The 15473-nt window shown below is 35.5% G+C and carries 16 protein-coding genes; 6 read left to right on the forward strand and 10 right to left on the reverse strand.

Features of this window, described 5'->3' with window-relative positions:
• Positions 1-64: 64 nt before the first annotated feature.
• The 6 genes from AAIE21_RS16000 to AAIE21_RS16025 form a co-directional block, all read right to left on the reverse strand.
• Positions 65-2539, reverse strand: coding sequence for a LamG-like jellyroll fold domain-containing protein (locus AAIE21_RS16000; protein ID WP_343267764.1), 2475 nt, complete (start codon positions 2537-2539; stop codon positions 65-67).
• A 232-nt stretch (positions 2540-2771) separates the two neighbouring features.
• On the reverse strand, positions 2772-3377 hold the full coding sequence (locus AAIE21_RS16005) for a DedA family protein (protein ID WP_343267681.1): 606 nt from the start codon (positions 3375-3377) through the stop codon (positions 2772-2774).
• A gap of 10 nt (positions 3378-3387) precedes the next feature.
• Positions 3388-3669, reverse strand: coding sequence for a YkvA family protein (locus AAIE21_RS16010; protein WP_343267682.1), 282 nt, complete (start codon positions 3667-3669; stop codon positions 3388-3390).
• A gap of 242 nt (positions 3670-3911) precedes the next feature.
• Positions 3912-4466: a spore coat protein gene (locus tag AAIE21_RS16015; protein ID WP_343267683.1), complete on the reverse strand. Its 555-nt coding sequence runs from the start codon at positions 4464-4466 to the stop codon at positions 3912-3914.
• 99 nt (positions 4467-4565) lie between these two features.
• The gene (locus tag AAIE21_RS16020; RefSeq protein ID WP_343267684.1) at positions 4566-5345 is read right to left on the reverse strand and encodes a DUF2935 domain-containing protein; all 780 of its coding nucleotides are present in this window, start codon (positions 5343-5345) and stop codon (positions 4566-4568) included.
• Between the two features lie 29 nt (positions 5346-5374).
• Positions 5375-5746 (reverse strand): VOC family protein, encoded by a 372-nt coding sequence (locus tag AAIE21_RS16025; protein ID WP_343267685.1) that lies wholly within the window; start codon positions 5744-5746, stop codon positions 5375-5377.
• Positions 5747-5857: 111 nt separating this feature from the next.
• Between AAIE21_RS16025 and AAIE21_RS16030 the strand changes: the two genes are divergently transcribed.
• From AAIE21_RS16030 to cotJC, 3 genes are read left to right on the forward strand one after another with little or no spacing between them, the layout of a single operon-like run.
• Positions 5858-6073 (forward strand): spore coat associated protein CotJA, encoded by a 216-nt coding sequence (locus AAIE21_RS16030; protein ID WP_174101910.1) that lies wholly within the window; start codon positions 5858-5860, stop codon positions 6071-6073.
• 8 nt (positions 6074-6081) lie between these two features.
• Entirely contained in the window at positions 6082-6345 is a 264-nt protein-coding gene (locus tag AAIE21_RS16035; RefSeq protein ID WP_343267686.1) for a spore coat protein CotJB, read from the forward strand.
• 12 nt (positions 6346-6357) lie between these two features.
• On the forward strand, positions 6358-6927 hold the full coding sequence (gene cotJC, locus AAIE21_RS16040; protein ID WP_174101906.1) for a spore coat protein CotJC: 570 nt from the start codon (positions 6358-6360) through the stop codon (positions 6925-6927).
• 42 nt (positions 6928-6969) lie between these two features.
• Here the strand turns inward: cotJC and AAIE21_RS16045 are convergent, their stop codons facing one another.
• Positions 6970-7641 carry a DUF421 domain-containing protein gene (locus tag AAIE21_RS16045; protein ID WP_343267687.1) on the reverse strand — a complete coding sequence of 224 codons (672 nt, stop codon included), beginning with the start codon at positions 7639-7641 and terminating at the stop codon, positions 6970-6972.
• A gap of 315 nt (positions 7642-7956) precedes the next feature.
• Between AAIE21_RS16045 and brnQ2 the strand changes: the two genes are divergently transcribed.
• Positions 7957-9276, forward strand: a complete 1320-nt coding sequence (gene brnQ2, locus AAIE21_RS16050; protein WP_343267688.1) for a branched-chain amino acid transport system II carrier protein BrnQ2 — start codon at positions 7957-7959, stop codon at positions 9274-9276.
• A gap of 38 nt (positions 9277-9314) precedes the next feature.
• Here the strand turns inward: brnQ2 and AAIE21_RS16055 are convergent, their stop codons facing one another.
• From AAIE21_RS16055 to AAIE21_RS16065, 3 genes are all read right to left on the reverse strand, one after another.
• Positions 9315-11231, reverse strand: coding sequence for an ABC transporter permease (locus AAIE21_RS16055; protein WP_343267689.1), 1917 nt, complete (start codon positions 11229-11231; stop codon positions 9315-9317).
• A 138-nt stretch (positions 11232-11369) separates the two neighbouring features.
• Positions 11370-12368 (reverse strand): ABC transporter permease, encoded by a 999-nt coding sequence (locus AAIE21_RS16060; RefSeq protein WP_343267690.1) that lies wholly within the window; start codon positions 12366-12368, stop codon positions 11370-11372.
• Between the two features lie 3 nt (positions 12369-12371).
• Complete coding sequence (locus AAIE21_RS16065) at positions 12372-13232, reverse strand: ABC transporter permease subunit (protein WP_343267691.1); 861 nt, start codon at positions 13230-13232, stop codon at positions 12372-12374.
• 466 nt (positions 13233-13698) lie between these two features.
• On the opposite strand from AAIE21_RS16065, the gene AAIE21_RS16070 reads away from it, so the two are divergent.
• Positions 13699-14802 (forward strand): efflux RND transporter periplasmic adaptor subunit, encoded by a 1104-nt coding sequence (locus AAIE21_RS16070; RefSeq protein WP_343267692.1) that lies wholly within the window; start codon positions 13699-13701, stop codon positions 14800-14802.
• Complete coding sequence (locus AAIE21_RS16075; RefSeq protein WP_343267693.1) at positions 14799-15473, forward strand: ABC transporter ATP-binding protein; 675 nt, start codon at positions 14799-14801, stop codon at positions 15471-15473. Before AAIE21_RS16070 ends, AAIE21_RS16075 begins: the two co-directional genes overlap by 4 nt.

The following is a 15473-nucleotide window of genomic DNA, read 5'->3' on the forward strand; positions in this document are numbered from 1 at the left end:
TATCCTGTCTTTCTACTTTTAGTATAACAAAAAAGAAGCTTGTGATGACAAGCTTCTTTTTTGTTTACTTATTTACACTCTTTTCAACAAGTTGCACCGCATATTGCAGTGTACGATTCATTGTTTCTACATACTGATCTTTCACTTTACTATCTTTTACTACAGATTCTGCTACTTTGACTTTTTTCTCTAACGCTTTAACCGTGCCTTCTTGATATTGCCCTGGTTCTTGTCCTACTTGAACTTTCGCTAATAAAGCTTTTGCTGCATCGATTGTTTTTTGTAATTTTTCTTTCGGTGTTTCTGGTTTTGGCTCTGGTTTTTCTTCAACTACTTTCGATTGCACAAATGCTTGATGCGCTGTTTTTAAACTATGATATGTCCCAATTGCTTGTTCTCCTGTAGTCGCCATATTTTCAAATGTTGCTTTTGCTCTGTTATAACCCTTTTGTAATTCTGTAAATGCAGCTTGTGAATATTGACCTGGCTTTTCACCAAATTCATAAGAACCCGCTAATGTTTCTTTTGCCTTACCGATTTCTTCATATAAAACATTCAACTCTTCTAACTTTGTACGATTTAAGAATTCATTGTATGTCGCTACTACTTCAGATGAAGTTAGTGCTTTACTATATAATTTTGCAAGCGCAACTTGTCCGTTCAATGGAACCCCACCGTTACCATCACTTGTTGGATCTGCTCCAATCGCAAATGGTACATTTGGATGATACACTTTTCCTGTTGCTGGCTGACTATTTACTTTTTTTCCATCTACATAGATTGCGATTTCATTTCCGTTATATGTTCCTGTTAAGTGGTATGTTTTATTTGCTTCTAATTGTGTACCTATACGTTTATAGCTACCGCCAATATGAGCCCATAATTCCACATATCCATTTCCAGTAGATTCGAATCCAATTCCACCGCTCTCTGTATTTTCCATAATAGCTTGACCGCGAATTTCATTCATAGAAAATGCAGCTTCTAATGTAAATGCATCCGTTACTTTTGCTTTTTGTGCTGCTGAAAACGGGATGTAGCCAAATGTATTTGCTTTTCCATTTAATTTCATGACATGTTTTTTCAATGCCTTATCGTATTCAATTGATACATTCCCTTTTACATCGCCTTTACTTCCAAATGGCGAGTTATCTTTAAATGTACCATCTAAAAAGTTAACATCGAATACATCTGCTTTTGGCACTTTCACATTCGGATCAATAATTTCTTTTTTCGTTGTTACTTCCGCTTGTAATGACTGTTCACTCTCATTGCCAAATGAATCGATAGCAACTGCTTCTAACGTGTATGTTTTTCCGCTATCTAGCCCCGCCAATGTAAACGTAAGTTCTTTCGGCACTGGATCACGATAAAACTCTGAGAATGCTAACAGCTTATTTTTGATTTCTCCTGTTTCTTTATCTCGTGCTTGTAGGCGATAAGAATGAACAAGTAGGTTATCCACGGCTTGCTGGAAAGTCGCTGTTACTGAGCTCTCAGTTACATTTGAAACCTTTAACTTTGCATTTTTCTCGTAAGATGGTTTTTCTTTATCTCGGTTTTCCACATGTTTAAACGATTCTTTTTTAGCTGGCAACTGAATCTTCCATGGTTCACCTGTCCAAGAATTCGTATGGAAATCACGACGGTTAATTGTTACTTCTTTATCATCGACTTCTACTAATAAGCCTTGGCTTAATTCGCTTGCACCTGGCGGAATGTTTCCTTGCACTTTCCCGCCTTCTACTTCCATGTAACTTACTGAAGATGTTCCAACGGATGTAAAGTCTTTTTGATGAATTGACCTTGGATCATCTAATGGGTAGTGCGAATGACCAGAGAACGTAATTGCTTGTGGGTAATCTTTTAGTACTTCATTAATTTTCGCACTGTCCTTCGTTCCCCATTCATGACTACCATACACCGTTTCTTTAATATGCTGGTGCAAGAACACAAAGATTGGTTTCTCTGGGTCATCAGCTTTTGCCTTTGCAATTTCTTCTTTCAACCAATTAATTTGTTTGTCAGAATAATACCCATGTGTCGTCCCATCTTCTGGTGACATAACAAGGAAGTGGTATCCTTTCACTACCTTATGATAATAAATAGATTCCATGCCTGTCTTTTCTAAGAAACGTTTTTGTGCACCTTCTACTGATAAACCATTCCAGTAATCATGATTTCCAAGTGAATTCATTCTTACTGCATCTTTATTTGCATATTGATTATACACTTGCATAAAACGATCATATTGCTGATTCGAACCTGAATCTGTAAAATCACCAACGATAACAAATGCATCTTGTTTTGGCGCAAGTGTATTAAATTGTTCAATCGCTCTCTTCCAACGAAACGTATCATCCGTTCCGCTATTTTTAATATGTACGTCACTTACAACCGGAAAGACAAGTTTTTTCTCCTCCGGCTTTCTCTCTTCTTTCTTCTCTTCTGCTTGTACAGAATTGTTCCAAGGAAATGATACAAATGCTAAAATAAAAACTGCTAATACACCTATAAGACCTCTTACTTTCTGAAACATGTTCCTGCTCACGTAAATCCTCCTCGTATGTTTGATTCAGTACAAGGATTATTGTAGCTAACACATATTAATCTCGTTTAAATGAACCATGAAATATATTACATCTTTGTAAAAATAGCGTCAGTTTCTTGTAAAGTTCCACAGCGTTTGACACCATTTTTGTTTCTATTCCTTTTATCTATATGCATAATTCTTCTATTTTACCAATGCAAAAACGCCTTTATAGGCGTTTTCACATCGACTCCACTTTATTTTTCTTTTTCACAAACTTGAAAATGAATATTCCTATTACAATGAGACAAACAACTCCTAATATCGGTAACGTATATTGTTCGACCATTGCCCCTGCCTTTTTCCAATGAGGGCCTAACTTCAATCCGATATATACATATAGCGCCGTGAGCGGTAACATCGCCACAAATGTGTATATGCTAAATTGCCAAATATTCATTTTGGCAATTCCACACGGAACTGAAATAAGTGTACGAACCCCTGGAATAAAACGTCCAAGAAACGCCACTGCTGGTCCATATTTTTCAAAGAAGTCATCCGCTTTTTGAATCTGTTCTTCTTTTATAAAAAAGTATTTTCCATATTTCAATAATAACGGGCGCCCCCCATAATAACCGAGTGCATATAAAGTCAATGGACCCGTTGTCCCTCCGATCGTCCCAGCTAATACTGCAAGCCAAAAGTTCATATCTCCCTCATATACCCAATACCCAACAAGCGGTAAAACGATTTCTGCCGGGATAAACTCGAATGTTAATGCTAGAATGACACCAAAATAAGAAAACTGCTTTAAATAATCAATTACATCTAAAATAAACTGCTCCATTTGTTCACTCCTATCCTTTATTTAAATTGTATTTTTCTTGTAAGTGCTTCGGTGCCATTTTCACAATTCGCTGCAAAATAAATAGGGCAACAGCAACATCATCTAATACCCCAAAAAACATTAGAAAATCAGGGATAAGATCAAAGGGAAACACGACATATCCGATTAAAAAAACAATGGATAGTACCTTTTTTTGCATAGCGACTTCTTTCGACGTAAAAAAGTCATATAGAAATGGACCAAATCGACGAAAGTGAAGCATCAATCGAAATCGGTTTATAAACTTTTTCACTTTTCACCTCTCCTTTTTTGCATACAAAAAGGACCTTTACCAAATATAGTAAAGGTCCTAAAAAAGACAATAAGGGGCCTTTACCATTGCTGGTAAAGGTCTCACTAACAACAAAACTGTTGCCAATAAAGCCGAGGGTTTCTCCCTGTAATGACGACTTTATTGTGACAAGTTACTCCCCTTTATATACGCAATCTTATAAAATCACCTTAAAATATTTGATAGAACTTGTCAATCCTTTTCTATTGTTGAAGTGGCTTGTACATACTTGCTATCGCTTGCATTTCAGAACTTGGTGCTGGCGATAACTGATAATATCCCTTTTTCACCATATACTGCCAAATGTCATATGCATGGTGACTACTATTTAAAAACGTATTTTCTAAAAGCATTCTTAACTCTGGGTTCGCAAACTCTAATAAAGAACCTGCACAATTAAATGCAGACGACTTTTGATTCAATAAATACCCAAGTGCAATAGATCGATCATTAGGAGGCTTTGCAGCTATACTTGGCGTAACTGGCAAGTACTCTTGTGAAGGTGCCTCTGTATACGAAGGTAACACTGGATTTAATTTGGATGGCTGAAACTTTGAAATATTAGGGGGAGATTCCTTTTGCACAAATTCCACCTTCAAGTTATACGCTTGTACATGAAAAGGCAAATGTCTCTGCAACAGTTGTTTCAGCTCAGGATCCTGTGCTTGTTGTATATATGTAGACATTGTATTAATCGTGTTATAATCTCCAGCAATCAATTCACTTAAGTCACGTAATTCATGCGTAGCTAATTGCATTTACTATTCCCCTTTCTATAATTCTTTTCTAGCATCTCCTAACAAAACAAAAATACTATATAAAAATCCACATCACTGCGAATTTTTATATAGTATGACTTAAAGCGGATTACACTTTGGTATCTCTAATCCAGAAGCTTGTGCTAATTTCATTAAATAATAACATTCTTCTCTAGCCATATGGTCTGCCATTCTTCCAGATATTAAGCTTAATACTTGATTAGATAACTCTAATTCCTCTAATTCGTGAAGGAAACGTGAGAATAGTGTTAGTTCTAATGAAACATCTTTTGTAAATTTCTTTAGGGCTGGAAAAGAATGTAGTTCCGTCCGTAAGTAACCCGTCATTTCCACAGCTTTCAAGTAAAATTGTTCAAAGTGCTTTTCATATTCCGCACACTTCTCTTTCAGTCGTTTTTCGACAAGATCTAGCCCACCTGAAATGGAACCTGCATGCCCTGCTGCATCTGTTAACCAAGCAAGATGATAATGTAATTCATGGAAAATAGGTGGCACTTCCCCTTTCATTAAATACTCTAGTACTGTTATATACTCTTCCACTTCGTTCACCATATGGTTAAGAAAAGTTGGCGTAAAATGAATTTTGATTTTTCCTTCTAGCTGCCTTTGTATAATACTTAACTTAAATTTCCTAATTCCCTCTGCGGCTTCATGTGCATCTTTCGCAAATGCAATCAAATTTACTGTATGAATATTATTGAGAAATCTATCAAATGTTTGGACAAAATACATCGCTTTTTGAATATCTTCTTTTTCACTTGGAGCTAAAGCATCTAAAAGAAATTGGGCATGATCCCCAAGAACCTTGAGCCAAAATTTATGTTCAAACAAGGCACTTTCTTGGTATGCGCTATTCATCCGATTGATTCCCCCTCATATAGTCTCAGCTACTCTCTCGACTCAATTAGAATTCTATACTGGTCTGGATCATGTACAACAATTCCCCTTTTCTCCGTTTTACAGCCCTTTAATTCTTCAAATGACACACAATAAAATTCTAGTTTTTTCCGCACTTTTTCTATATCACAACATGGCAAATCTAAATGTATATAAGAGGATAATGCTCCGCTAGTTCCCGCGCCTTGTCCTCTATTTAAAACGAAGCAAATTCTCGTTGGTCCAATATCATACCAAACACCAGGCACATGTAATTGTGGCCGATGTCTACTCGGCTTAAATCCTAAAATCCCTTCATAAAAGTATAATGTTTCCTTTAAATTTCTCACTTCTAATACAATGCTATTTGTAATCGTCTCCACATATATTTCCTCCTTGACCCTACTAGTTTTTCTATATGAGTCATAAATGACAATTATGTCTGAATACAATACGTAGTGATGAATGTTTCACTTGTAAAGGAGGCTTATGTGATGGACAAATTTATGAGATCTTACACACCTTTCCATGGTCCAAACGATCCTTGTCCGCCGATTGGAAAGAAATTTTATTCAACTCCTCCTCATTTATTCATGGGATTCCAACCACCAAACTTGCCTCAATTCCCGCCTAACGAAGCATTAAGAAAAGGCACTTTATGGCCTGCTTTCTATGATTTTTATGAAAACCCCTATAAGAAAGGAAGGTGAGGAAATCCGTGGCTCAAACATTGCCAGATGAATATTATAAGTGGATAGAAGAGTTGCAAGAACTCGATTTTGTATTAGTTGAACTCACGCTTTACTTAGATACCCATCCAGATGACGCCGCAGCTATCAATCAATTTAATGATTTTTCCTATAAAAGAAGATTGCAAAAGCAAAAAATCGAGGAAAAATATGGTCCACTCCAGCAGTTTGGAAATAGTTACTCTAATGCTCCGTGGGAATGGAGCAAAGGTCCTTGGCCATGGCAAATATAAAGGAGATAAAATATGTGGATCTATGAAAAAAAATTGCAGTATCCTGTGAAAGTAAGTACTTGTAATCCAGCGCTTGCTAAATTATTAATTGAGCAGTATGGTGGTGCAGATGGCGAATTGGCTGCCGCTCTCCGCTATTTAAATCAGCGTTACACCATTCCTGATAAAGTAGTCGGTTTATTAACAGATATCGGTACAGAAGAGTTTGCACATCTTGAGATGATTGCCACAATGGTGTATAAATTAACAAAAGATGCCACACCTGAACAAATGAAAGCAGCTGGACTAGATGCTCAGTACGCCAATCATGATAGTGCACTATTTTATCACAATGCAGGCGGTGTTCCATTTACAGCCACATACATACAAGCAAAAGGTGATCCAATTGCAGATTTATATGAAGACATTGCTGCAGAAGAAAAAGCAAGAGCAACTTATCAGTGGCTAATCGATCTATCAGATGATCCTGATATAAATGATAGTCTACGCTTTTTACGCGAGCGTGAAATTGTTCATTCCCAGCGTTTCCGCGAAGCTGTTGAAATTTTAAAAGAAGAACGCGATAGAAAAATATACTTTTAAATATTTCGTGCACATACCGAAACGGTATGTGCACGTTTAATACTAATATTTTTGAATAAAAAGGCTCCCTCCTTTACTCCACTCTGCATAACATACTTCTTTCAATTCTGTTCTCTGCTTCTTTAGCTCTTCTCGCAACCATACTTCCTGTAATCCAAACTTTTTTAAATTGTATGTAATGAACTCCCCATCGCTAATAAGAACAACCGGCAATACCTTTTCCTGCCCCTTTATTTTCAAATCTTTTCTTGTTGGTATATCTACATCATATTTTCTCATCACACTTATCGACCCATCATTTTCTAAAATTGCAAATTCTACATCTTGCAGAGAAAATATATCCTTTGCCCGAAGCAAATGCTGAAGCTGATCAACATCTAAACGGTTTTTCTTCATTTCGTTCCAATCTAGCTTTCCATTTGCAATTAAAATAGCTGGTTTTCCTTCAAGAAATAAACGTGCTTTTCTCCATTTTTGGGTGATAATCTCTGTAATGAGTATAAAAGCTCCCCACACAACAACTACAAAAATCATCCTTCCTATATGAGCCTCTTTATTATAAACAGCGTTCCCTAAAAAATTTCCTAAGACGAGTGCTGAAATAAAATCAAATGGTGTAATTTGATTCATTTGTGTTTTCCCAAGGATTTTAACGACTAAAAACAACACAGCATAGCCAAATAGTAGTTCAAAAAAAATCTCTACATAATCCATACTATTTCACCTTTCTTTACTTCACACATTTTTATCTCGCTATTCGCAGGCATTAAGACCTTCACCTCATGATTTAAGAAAAGGACCCTTTACTGGTTAAAGTTTTACTTTCTTAATCCGAAACATCTTTACATGTAGTATGCCACCATAGATTAGAAAAGTATAAACGTATAATTATCCAACTTAACGCATTATTTTTAAAATTTTTTAAAATTCCCTGTTGCTTTCTAGTCATCAGACGATTAAAATTATAACAGTTACTCGACAAATTATTTGAATTTTCGACAAAAATATCGATAGGAGGATTTTCTATACATGCATACAACTTTAAAGCCATCGCAAATTCTCTCCATTAGCTTATTGCTATTTGCAGTTTTTTTCGGCGCTGGTAATATGATTTTCCCGCCCCTTCTTGGACTTTCTTCAGGAGAAAACATGTGGGTTTCTATTTCAGGATTTGTCATTACAGACGTAGGTTTATCATTATTAGCAATCGTTGCTGTCGCCCTTGCAGGTGGTAGTTTTAAAAACTTAGCGAGCCGTGTTCATCCAAAATTCGCAGCAGTACTAGCTATCATTATCTATCTTTCAATCGGCCCACTATTTGTTATTCCACGAACTGGATCGGTTTCTTATGAAATTGGAATCGCACCACTTTTTCAGGATCAATGGTATTCTATGTTACTATTTAGCTTTATTTTCTTTACGATTGTTTACTTCTTATCATTAAATCCATCCAAATTAGTTGATCATATTGGAAAAATATTAACACCAATCTTACTTGGGATTATTGCTGTTATGGCGACAAAAGCAATCCTTTCACCAACTGGATCATTTACACCCCCGGTCGGCGACTATAAAGAAATTCCATTTTTCAAAGGGTTTTTAGAAGGATTTTTAACATTAGATGCGATTGGCGCTCTCGTTTTATCGACAATTGTCGTAAATGCTATCCGTCAAAATGGCGTCACAGAAAAAAAATCTATCGCAAAATATACGATTATTTGTGGAAGCATTGCTGCTTTCTTTTTAACAATCGTTTATTTCTTACTTGGATATATCGGAGCATCAAACGGAAACCTTGGACAATTTGAAAATGGCGGTCAGCTATTAGCAACCATTATGTACCAATTATTTGGGACAAGCGGTAATATTTTGCTAAGCATCGCAATTATATTTGCTTGTTTAACGACAGCTATTGGTGTCGTTAGTGCATTTGCTAACTACTTTACAAATGTATTAACAAATGTTTCTTATAAAAAGCTTGTATTATATGTTTGTATTTTCAGCTTTATCATTTCAAATCTAGGACTAAGCTTATTAATCAAAATTACATTACCTGTGTTAATTATTCTTTATCCAATTACAATCATTTTAATTTTCGTATCATTTATTGATAAATATACGAAGCGTAAACCATCTGTATACATCGGTGCAATGATTGCTGCATTCGTCACTAGCTGTATTCACGCGCTTGATAATGTGGGAATGATGCCAGCTGCTATTACATCTATTGTAAGCACAATTCCTTTTTACAAATTAGGAATTGGTTGGATCATCCCGGCAATCATTGGAGGTATTGTCGGATACTTTATCCCGCAAACACAAACAGAAGGTGAAGTTTCTACGAAATAATGAAAGAAGCAAGCATTCCATAAAATGCTTGCTTCTTTTTATTTTCTATCACTCCATACAATGTTTGTATAAGAGCGAGCTGTTAACATGTAGTAGCAGAAGTAAATACCAATATACGCGAAAATGCTGCTTAAAATCGGCACCATATATTCCGTCATCCCTTTGAAACCCATTACACCTAAAAAGGCAAAGAACATATGACAAATTGCTAATAGTAATGGTGCAAAAAACATAGCTCCTACTTGTTTTCTTACAGATTGCTTAGCCGCCTGCTTCGTTAACCCAATCTTCTTTAACATTTCATAAGCAGGGCGCTCTGCCATCGCTTCTGTTATTTGCTTAAAGTATAGAATACAACCTGTTGCTAAGATAAATACGATTCCTAAAAATACACTTGCGAATAACAGTACCGCTCCATCTTGTAGTTCAGATTGACTGGCCTGTTCAAATGACTGGAGTTTTGCTTCCTTTGGGACAATATTTATTAACATTTCCGTTAACTTTGCATCCCCATTTCCATCCACGATAAGTCCATTTACGCGTGATACGGCCTTTCCTTGCTGGACTTTCTTGAACAATGAATCCTTAACAACAATTCCAATTGGAGCTAATTTCGCACTTACAATCGTCTCTTCTCTATGATCAACAAATGTCACTGTTTCATTATTAATCGATGCTGTTCTTCCTTTAAAAGATGTATTTTCCAAGTTATATGACTTATACGGATCTAATAAAACAGCATCTTTTTCAGAACGAAGTGTAACTGCTTCATTTTTTAATTGGGCAGATGTTCTAATATAATCCGATTCCTTTATAATTTGTATATTTCCATCGCCAACTTGGTAACCTGTCAAAATTGATGATCCATCGATACGCCCTTCCGCTGAAAGTAGTGCTACTGATGTTTCTCCTTTTATATCATAATGAGAGTCTTGAATTGTCTGTTTTACTCTCTCATTTAAATGCTTTCCATTCGTTACATATTCATAACTTGTCGGATTCATCGTTGCTGCTGTTTTCTTCGCGCCGTAATACATACTAGAACTCATCCCAATCGTACATAACGTCACCGCACTTAAGAGAGACAAAAGCGCAAGCATTTTTACATTTCCTTTGATACGGAAAAATAAGGAAGAAACCGATAAAATATTTATTCCATTCCAATACTTCCCTTTATCTTCTTTTATTTTGTGCAAGAATCTAACTGTATATTGTTCAAATAATAAAAATGTCCCTTTTACGATCAATACAAAAATGATAAGTCCTGTTATAAAAACGGCACTAAATCCAAACAGCTGTGTTAATAATGCAACAACATAACCTGCTACAAGGAATACAATTGCTTGTTTTGCTTTCTTATTTGTAAAGGTCGGTGTCTCTTCTTCTTGATTTTCACCATATAACAATTCAACTAAACGATGTTGATAGATAAGTTTCTTGCTTTTCCATGATGCAATAACAAAAATAATACTTAATGTTACAAGTACCTCTACTATTGATAAAAATGAAACTGAAAACGTGAAAGTAAAAGCACTTCCCATTAATTTCACAAGTAGTCCAGCACAAATATTTGCGACAAAAATACCGATAATAATGCCGACAATACTCGCTCCTATACCAAGTAACAACGTTTCATAAAATAATAACTGAGCGATTTCTTTATTTCGGATTCCCAACAAACTATATAAAGCAATTTCCTTTTTCTTCTTTCGTAAAAAGAATCCGTTACAATAAAAGATAAAAATCGTTAAAAAAATCATTAACAAAATTTGTGCAAACGTAAATGTCGTTTCGATCTTATCTGATTCTTTTAAAAGTGCGGTTACACTTTCATTTTGTTTAATTGAGACAAATGTAAAATAAATAACAATGCTACCTACTAAAGATATAAAATATAGTAAATAATCACGAATATTCCTCTTTATACTTCGCTTCGATACTTCCAAAAAATCCATTTGATTCTCACCTGCTCTCGTACATTTCGATATACACAGTGTACCGAAAATATGACATTCCCCCTATCGATTTTCATTACATGATTCTTACAATCTTGTAATGAGAAAATGAAGAAAGAGCCTAGTTTCCTAGGCTCTTTACATCGTATGTTTAAATGTAAATAACTCTTCTTTAGGAAGTGAAATAGACTTCACTTCTTCTACTTCCTCGTCTTTCTTCATTTCTCCTAATCTCACTTTTGCTATCGCATCCTCTATACTTCTTACAATCATGTTTCCTGAGAAGATAGTGAGTCCAAAAAAAGTAATTGGTACGAGCGGAATCCATGGATGCACTGTTAAAGAACGAAAATATACGCCAATTAAACCAGACCATTCATGTGTGTAAGAATCTACCTCAATTGGCCCAAAACTCACTGTCCCTCCAAAAAACACTTGAAGCAATCCTAGGTGAAGAAAGATAATAAGCGTTTGAATAAACTGCTGCATCAATACAAGTACAAATGTCATATATAAGTGCGGAAATAAATGTTTCACAATAATACGCCGTCTACTTCCGCCTAATATACGAGCAGCATCTATAAACTCTTCCTTTCGTAATTTCCGCACTTCATTTGCAACATAAAGAGAAATTGTCGGAACTGCCAGGACAATAAGCAATATGACCTGAAATGATGCCCTCTCAAAAAAACTGGTCGTCGCTTCGCCATTCACAAAACTAGTTGCAAACTGAAGAAAAAAATACGCAATCATAACAGTGGGAATAACTGTAAAGCTATCAAAAAACGCTTCAATTTTTGAAAAACCTTTTTTTACATAGGTTCCTAATATAACACCAAAAAAGACACCTAAAGCCACCCGCATCATCGCAATAAAAACGGATATACCAATGGTCCACTTTGCTCCTTCAATAACTAGATTTAACAAATCATAACCTTTTCGATCTGTACCAAGTAAAAATTGCCATGAAGGCGCAAATGGTGGAGCTTCTACATTTCCTTGCGCATCATATTGTATTGAAACTTGGCGAATATGTCCTCCATTCCATAACGTATTCCCAATGCTAAGTCCAACTAACACAACAAGAAATAAAATACTAAACCAAAACTTTTTATCGCGCTTTATATATTTCCACATCTCTTATGCCCTCTCTTTCATCGCATCTGGAACGAAATAATGAAACGACTTAAATAGAATAAAGATCGGGATATAAATAAGTAAGATACTCACTGTAAAAACTTCAACCGGTTGATAATTTTTAATGAATACAAAAATACCATGTGTGTTAAAAAGCCACTCTATAATATACAAATTTGATAACATAAACCAAATATTTGTTTTCGCAAAAAACAATGTACTAAGCAACACATTCCGCAATACATGGCGATTTAAAATATAAAAGCGATCAAACCCTTTCGCCCGTGCAAATAACACATAATCTTTTTCTAATTCAGTTTCAAAACGAAGGAGTAATAACTTTACAAACATAATCGTAGTGGGAATACTTAAACAAATAATAGGTAAGCCCCGAATAGACTCTCCTCTTAGTGCAGCAATCTTAATAGGTAAAAAACCTGTCTTTTGAAAAAACCATACGACAAGAATTTGTGATCCAATAATAAGTAGAATGTCTGGAATGGACTCAAGAAAAAGCAGAAATGTTTTAATGCGCCGCTGTATGTGCGGGCGACTTCTCATCATCATATACACAATGCAAAAAGCTATACATAATGAGATAAAAAATGAAGCTAAAAAAATAATCATCGTTTCTTTGTAATGAATAAATAGTTGCGGAAATAACGGCCGATTCATCCCATACGTTAAGTTTGGAACATCTATCAGCTTCATAACTAACATCTTTAAAGCCTGTACATACTGCGAAAAATTAATATGTAAGTCTTCGAATAGTTTTGGAAGAGCGCCTAAACAAATAATACCAATGATGGAAAGAATAAATTGCACTGTAATCTCTATTCCATTTGAAATCACCTTTCTTGCCATTTTTCCCCTTCTCTCTATACAAATTTCCATTCTATTTATACTCTGCTTTATTTTATAAATAATTTTCAGAATTGTAAATATTTTCTATACCGAAAAATCAATAGGTAATCTGTAATAATATAAAAAGGAAAAGATGTCGTGACCAAATCGGTATGTAAACCTTTCAAGAATTCCATCTATATTCAAGACTCCTCCTCGTTTTTCTCTGAATCTTGAGGTGGTGGTCTTACTGACCTAAAATAGGGGGATAAACTTTATATTATTGTAAGAACAAAAAGGCTCGTCAACCAATCTACCCTTCCCCTAAATGAAAAGACCTCATATATACAAATCTCAATCCCATTTATCTCAATACGCCAACCTTACAAAACTGTAATGTTATTGTAAGCTAAAACGATTTGTCACATTTTCCTTCTCTTCTATACTAAAAACAGATACCAAAAACGAACGAAAAGGTGATAAATAGATGAAGAAGAAAAATAAAGTGTTAATTACGAGTGTAGTAGCAATTGGGATTGCAGCAGGTTCATATTTTGCTTTTGCTGGTGGCGGTTCTGATGTAGCTATGGCATACAGCAGTTATAAAGTAACAGAAAAACAAATTGAAAATGCACAAAAATTTGGCGGTGAAGTCATTCCAAATGGAATTGAAACAATCGTATTTGATCCATCAAAAGGAACATATGAACTAGCTGTAAAAAAAGGCGATGAAGTCAAAAAAGGACAGCTACTCTTTAAATACAATGACCCTACTATGAAATTAGGTGTAACGGAAGCAGAAATGCAAAAAAAACTTGCGAATAAAGAAGTAGAATTATTAAACAAACAACTAAATGCAGCAAAACAAAAATTACAAAAAGATAAAAACGCTGGTGCGCCTGCTGAAATGCTAAAAGCAACAGAAACTGAAATCGCACAGCTTGAATCACAGCTTGAAATGAAAAAATTTGAGGTTGAAAAAGCTGATCAAATGATTCAAACAAGCAAAGAGAAATTAACTACTCTTTCTGTAACAAGCCCTGTTGATGGCGTAATTGATGATATTACAAAAAATGCAGACGAAAAAACAGGTATGAGCGGTATTACTATTCGTCACGCTGGTCCATTAAAAGTAAAAGGACAGCTATCAGAATATGAACTAGCTAACGTAAAAGTTGGGCAAGAAGTAACTGTCACATCAAAAACTGTACCAGGAAAAACATGGACTGGAAAAGTCACAGAAATCGGTACAACACCAATAAAAAGCATGGATGAAAACAAGACAGTTTCTAACTATCAATTTATTGTTACATTAGATAATAATGAAGAACTACAAACTGGATTCCACGTATACGTAACAAGCAAGTCTGGCGAAGCAACTGGTATAGTTGTTCCAAAAAGCAGCATTGTGAAAAAAGGCGATAAAAATGTTGTCTTCATCGTGAAAGATGGGAAAGCAAAAGAACAAGCAGTTACTGTTGAATTTGAAACAGATGGCGAAGCGAAAGTTTCTGGCGTAAAGAAAGGTGACCAAATCATCTCTAAACCAGAAAAAGACTTAAAAGATGGCATGGAGGTTAATGCCCAATGATCGATTTAAAAGGCATCACGAAATCCTTTCAAAACGGTGAAGAAACAGTTCAAATCTTACACGGTATTGATGTAACTCTGAATCAGGGCGAATTCACTTCTATCATGGGACCATCTGGTTCTGGTAAATCAACATTAATGAATATTATCGGTTGCTTAGACAAACCGACAGACGGTACTTATTCGTTAGCCGGACAAAATATTTCAAATATGTCGGAAACAGAACTCGCTCATATTCGTAATAAAGAAATCGGATTTGTATTTCAAAACTTTATGTTGCTCCCTCGCCTTAATGCACTGCAAAATGTAGAACTCCCCCTTATTTACGCTGGGGTAGATAAGAAAGAACGACGTGAGCGTGCATTAGCTGCACTAACAAAAGTAGGTTTAGCAGACCGCTCAACTCACTTACCAAACGAATTATCTGGTGGTCAAAAACAGCGTGTTGCTGTTGCCCGTGCGATTGTAAATAACCCGAAATTCATTTTGGCCGATGAGCCTACCGGTGCACTTGATACAAAAACAAGTAAACAAATTATGGACCTCTTTTACGAATTAAACAAACAAGGCTCCACAATCATTATGATTACCCATGATCGTGAAATTGGGGAAGCGGCAGCACGCCAAATTGTAATTCGTGACGGAAATATTGTCCAAGATTGGAGAGGTTAA

The sequence above is a fragment of the Paenibacillus sp. 102 genome (genome assembly GCF_039549175.1).
Taxonomy (GTDB): domain Bacteria; phylum Bacillota; class Bacilli; order Bacillales; family Bacillaceae_G; genus Bacillus_A.

Excerpts from the sequence above, each read along its gene's own strand:
- AAIE21_RS16020 (WP_343267684.1), bottom strand. The coding sequence starts at position 5,345 with ATGAATAGCGCATACCAAGAAAGTGCCTTGTTTGAACATAAATTTTGG.
- AAIE21_RS16060 (WP_343267690.1), bottom strand. The coding sequence starts at position 12,368 with ATGTGGAAATATATAAAGCGCGATAAAAAGTTTTGGTTTAGTATTTTA.
- AAIE21_RS16030 (WP_174101910.1), top strand. The coding sequence starts at position 5,858 with ATGGACAAATTTATGAGATCTTACACACCTTTCCATGGTCCAAACGAT.
- AAIE21_RS16005 (WP_343267681.1), bottom strand. The coding sequence starts at position 3,377 with ATGGAGCAGTTTATTTTAGATGTAATTGATTATTTAAAGCAGTTTTCT.
- AAIE21_RS16075 (WP_343267693.1), top strand. The coding sequence starts at position 14,799 with ATGATCGATTTAAAAGGCATCACGAAATCCTTTCAAAACGGTGAAGAA.
- AAIE21_RS16045 (WP_343267687.1), bottom strand. The coding sequence starts at position 7,641 with ATGGATTATGTAGAGATTTTTTTTGAACTACTATTTGGCTATGCTGTG.
- AAIE21_RS16015 (WP_343267683.1), bottom strand. The coding sequence starts at position 4,466 with ATGCAATTAGCTACGCATGAATTACGTGACTTAAGTGAATTGATTGCT.
- cotJC (WP_174101906.1), top strand. The coding sequence starts at position 6,358 with ATGTGGATCTATGAAAAAAAATTGCAGTATCCTGTGAAAGTAAGTACT.
- AAIE21_RS16070 (WP_343267692.1), top strand. The coding sequence starts at position 13,699 with ATGAAGAAGAAAAATAAAGTGTTAATTACGAGTGTAGTAGCAATTGGG.
- AAIE21_RS16000 (WP_343267764.1), bottom strand. The coding sequence starts at position 2,539 with ATGTTTCAGAAAGTAAGAGGTCTTATAGGTGTATTAGCAGTTTTTATT.
- AAIE21_RS16065 (WP_343267691.1), bottom strand. The coding sequence starts at position 13,232 with ATGGCAAGAAAGGTGATTTCAAATGGAATAGAGATTACAGTGCAATTT.
- AAIE21_RS16055 (WP_343267689.1), bottom strand. The coding sequence starts at position 11,231 with ATGGATTTTTTGGAAGTATCGAAGCGAAGTATAAAGAGGAATATTCGT.
- brnQ2 (WP_343267688.1), top strand. The coding sequence starts at position 7,957 with ATGCATACAACTTTAAAGCCATCGCAAATTCTCTCCATTAGCTTATTG.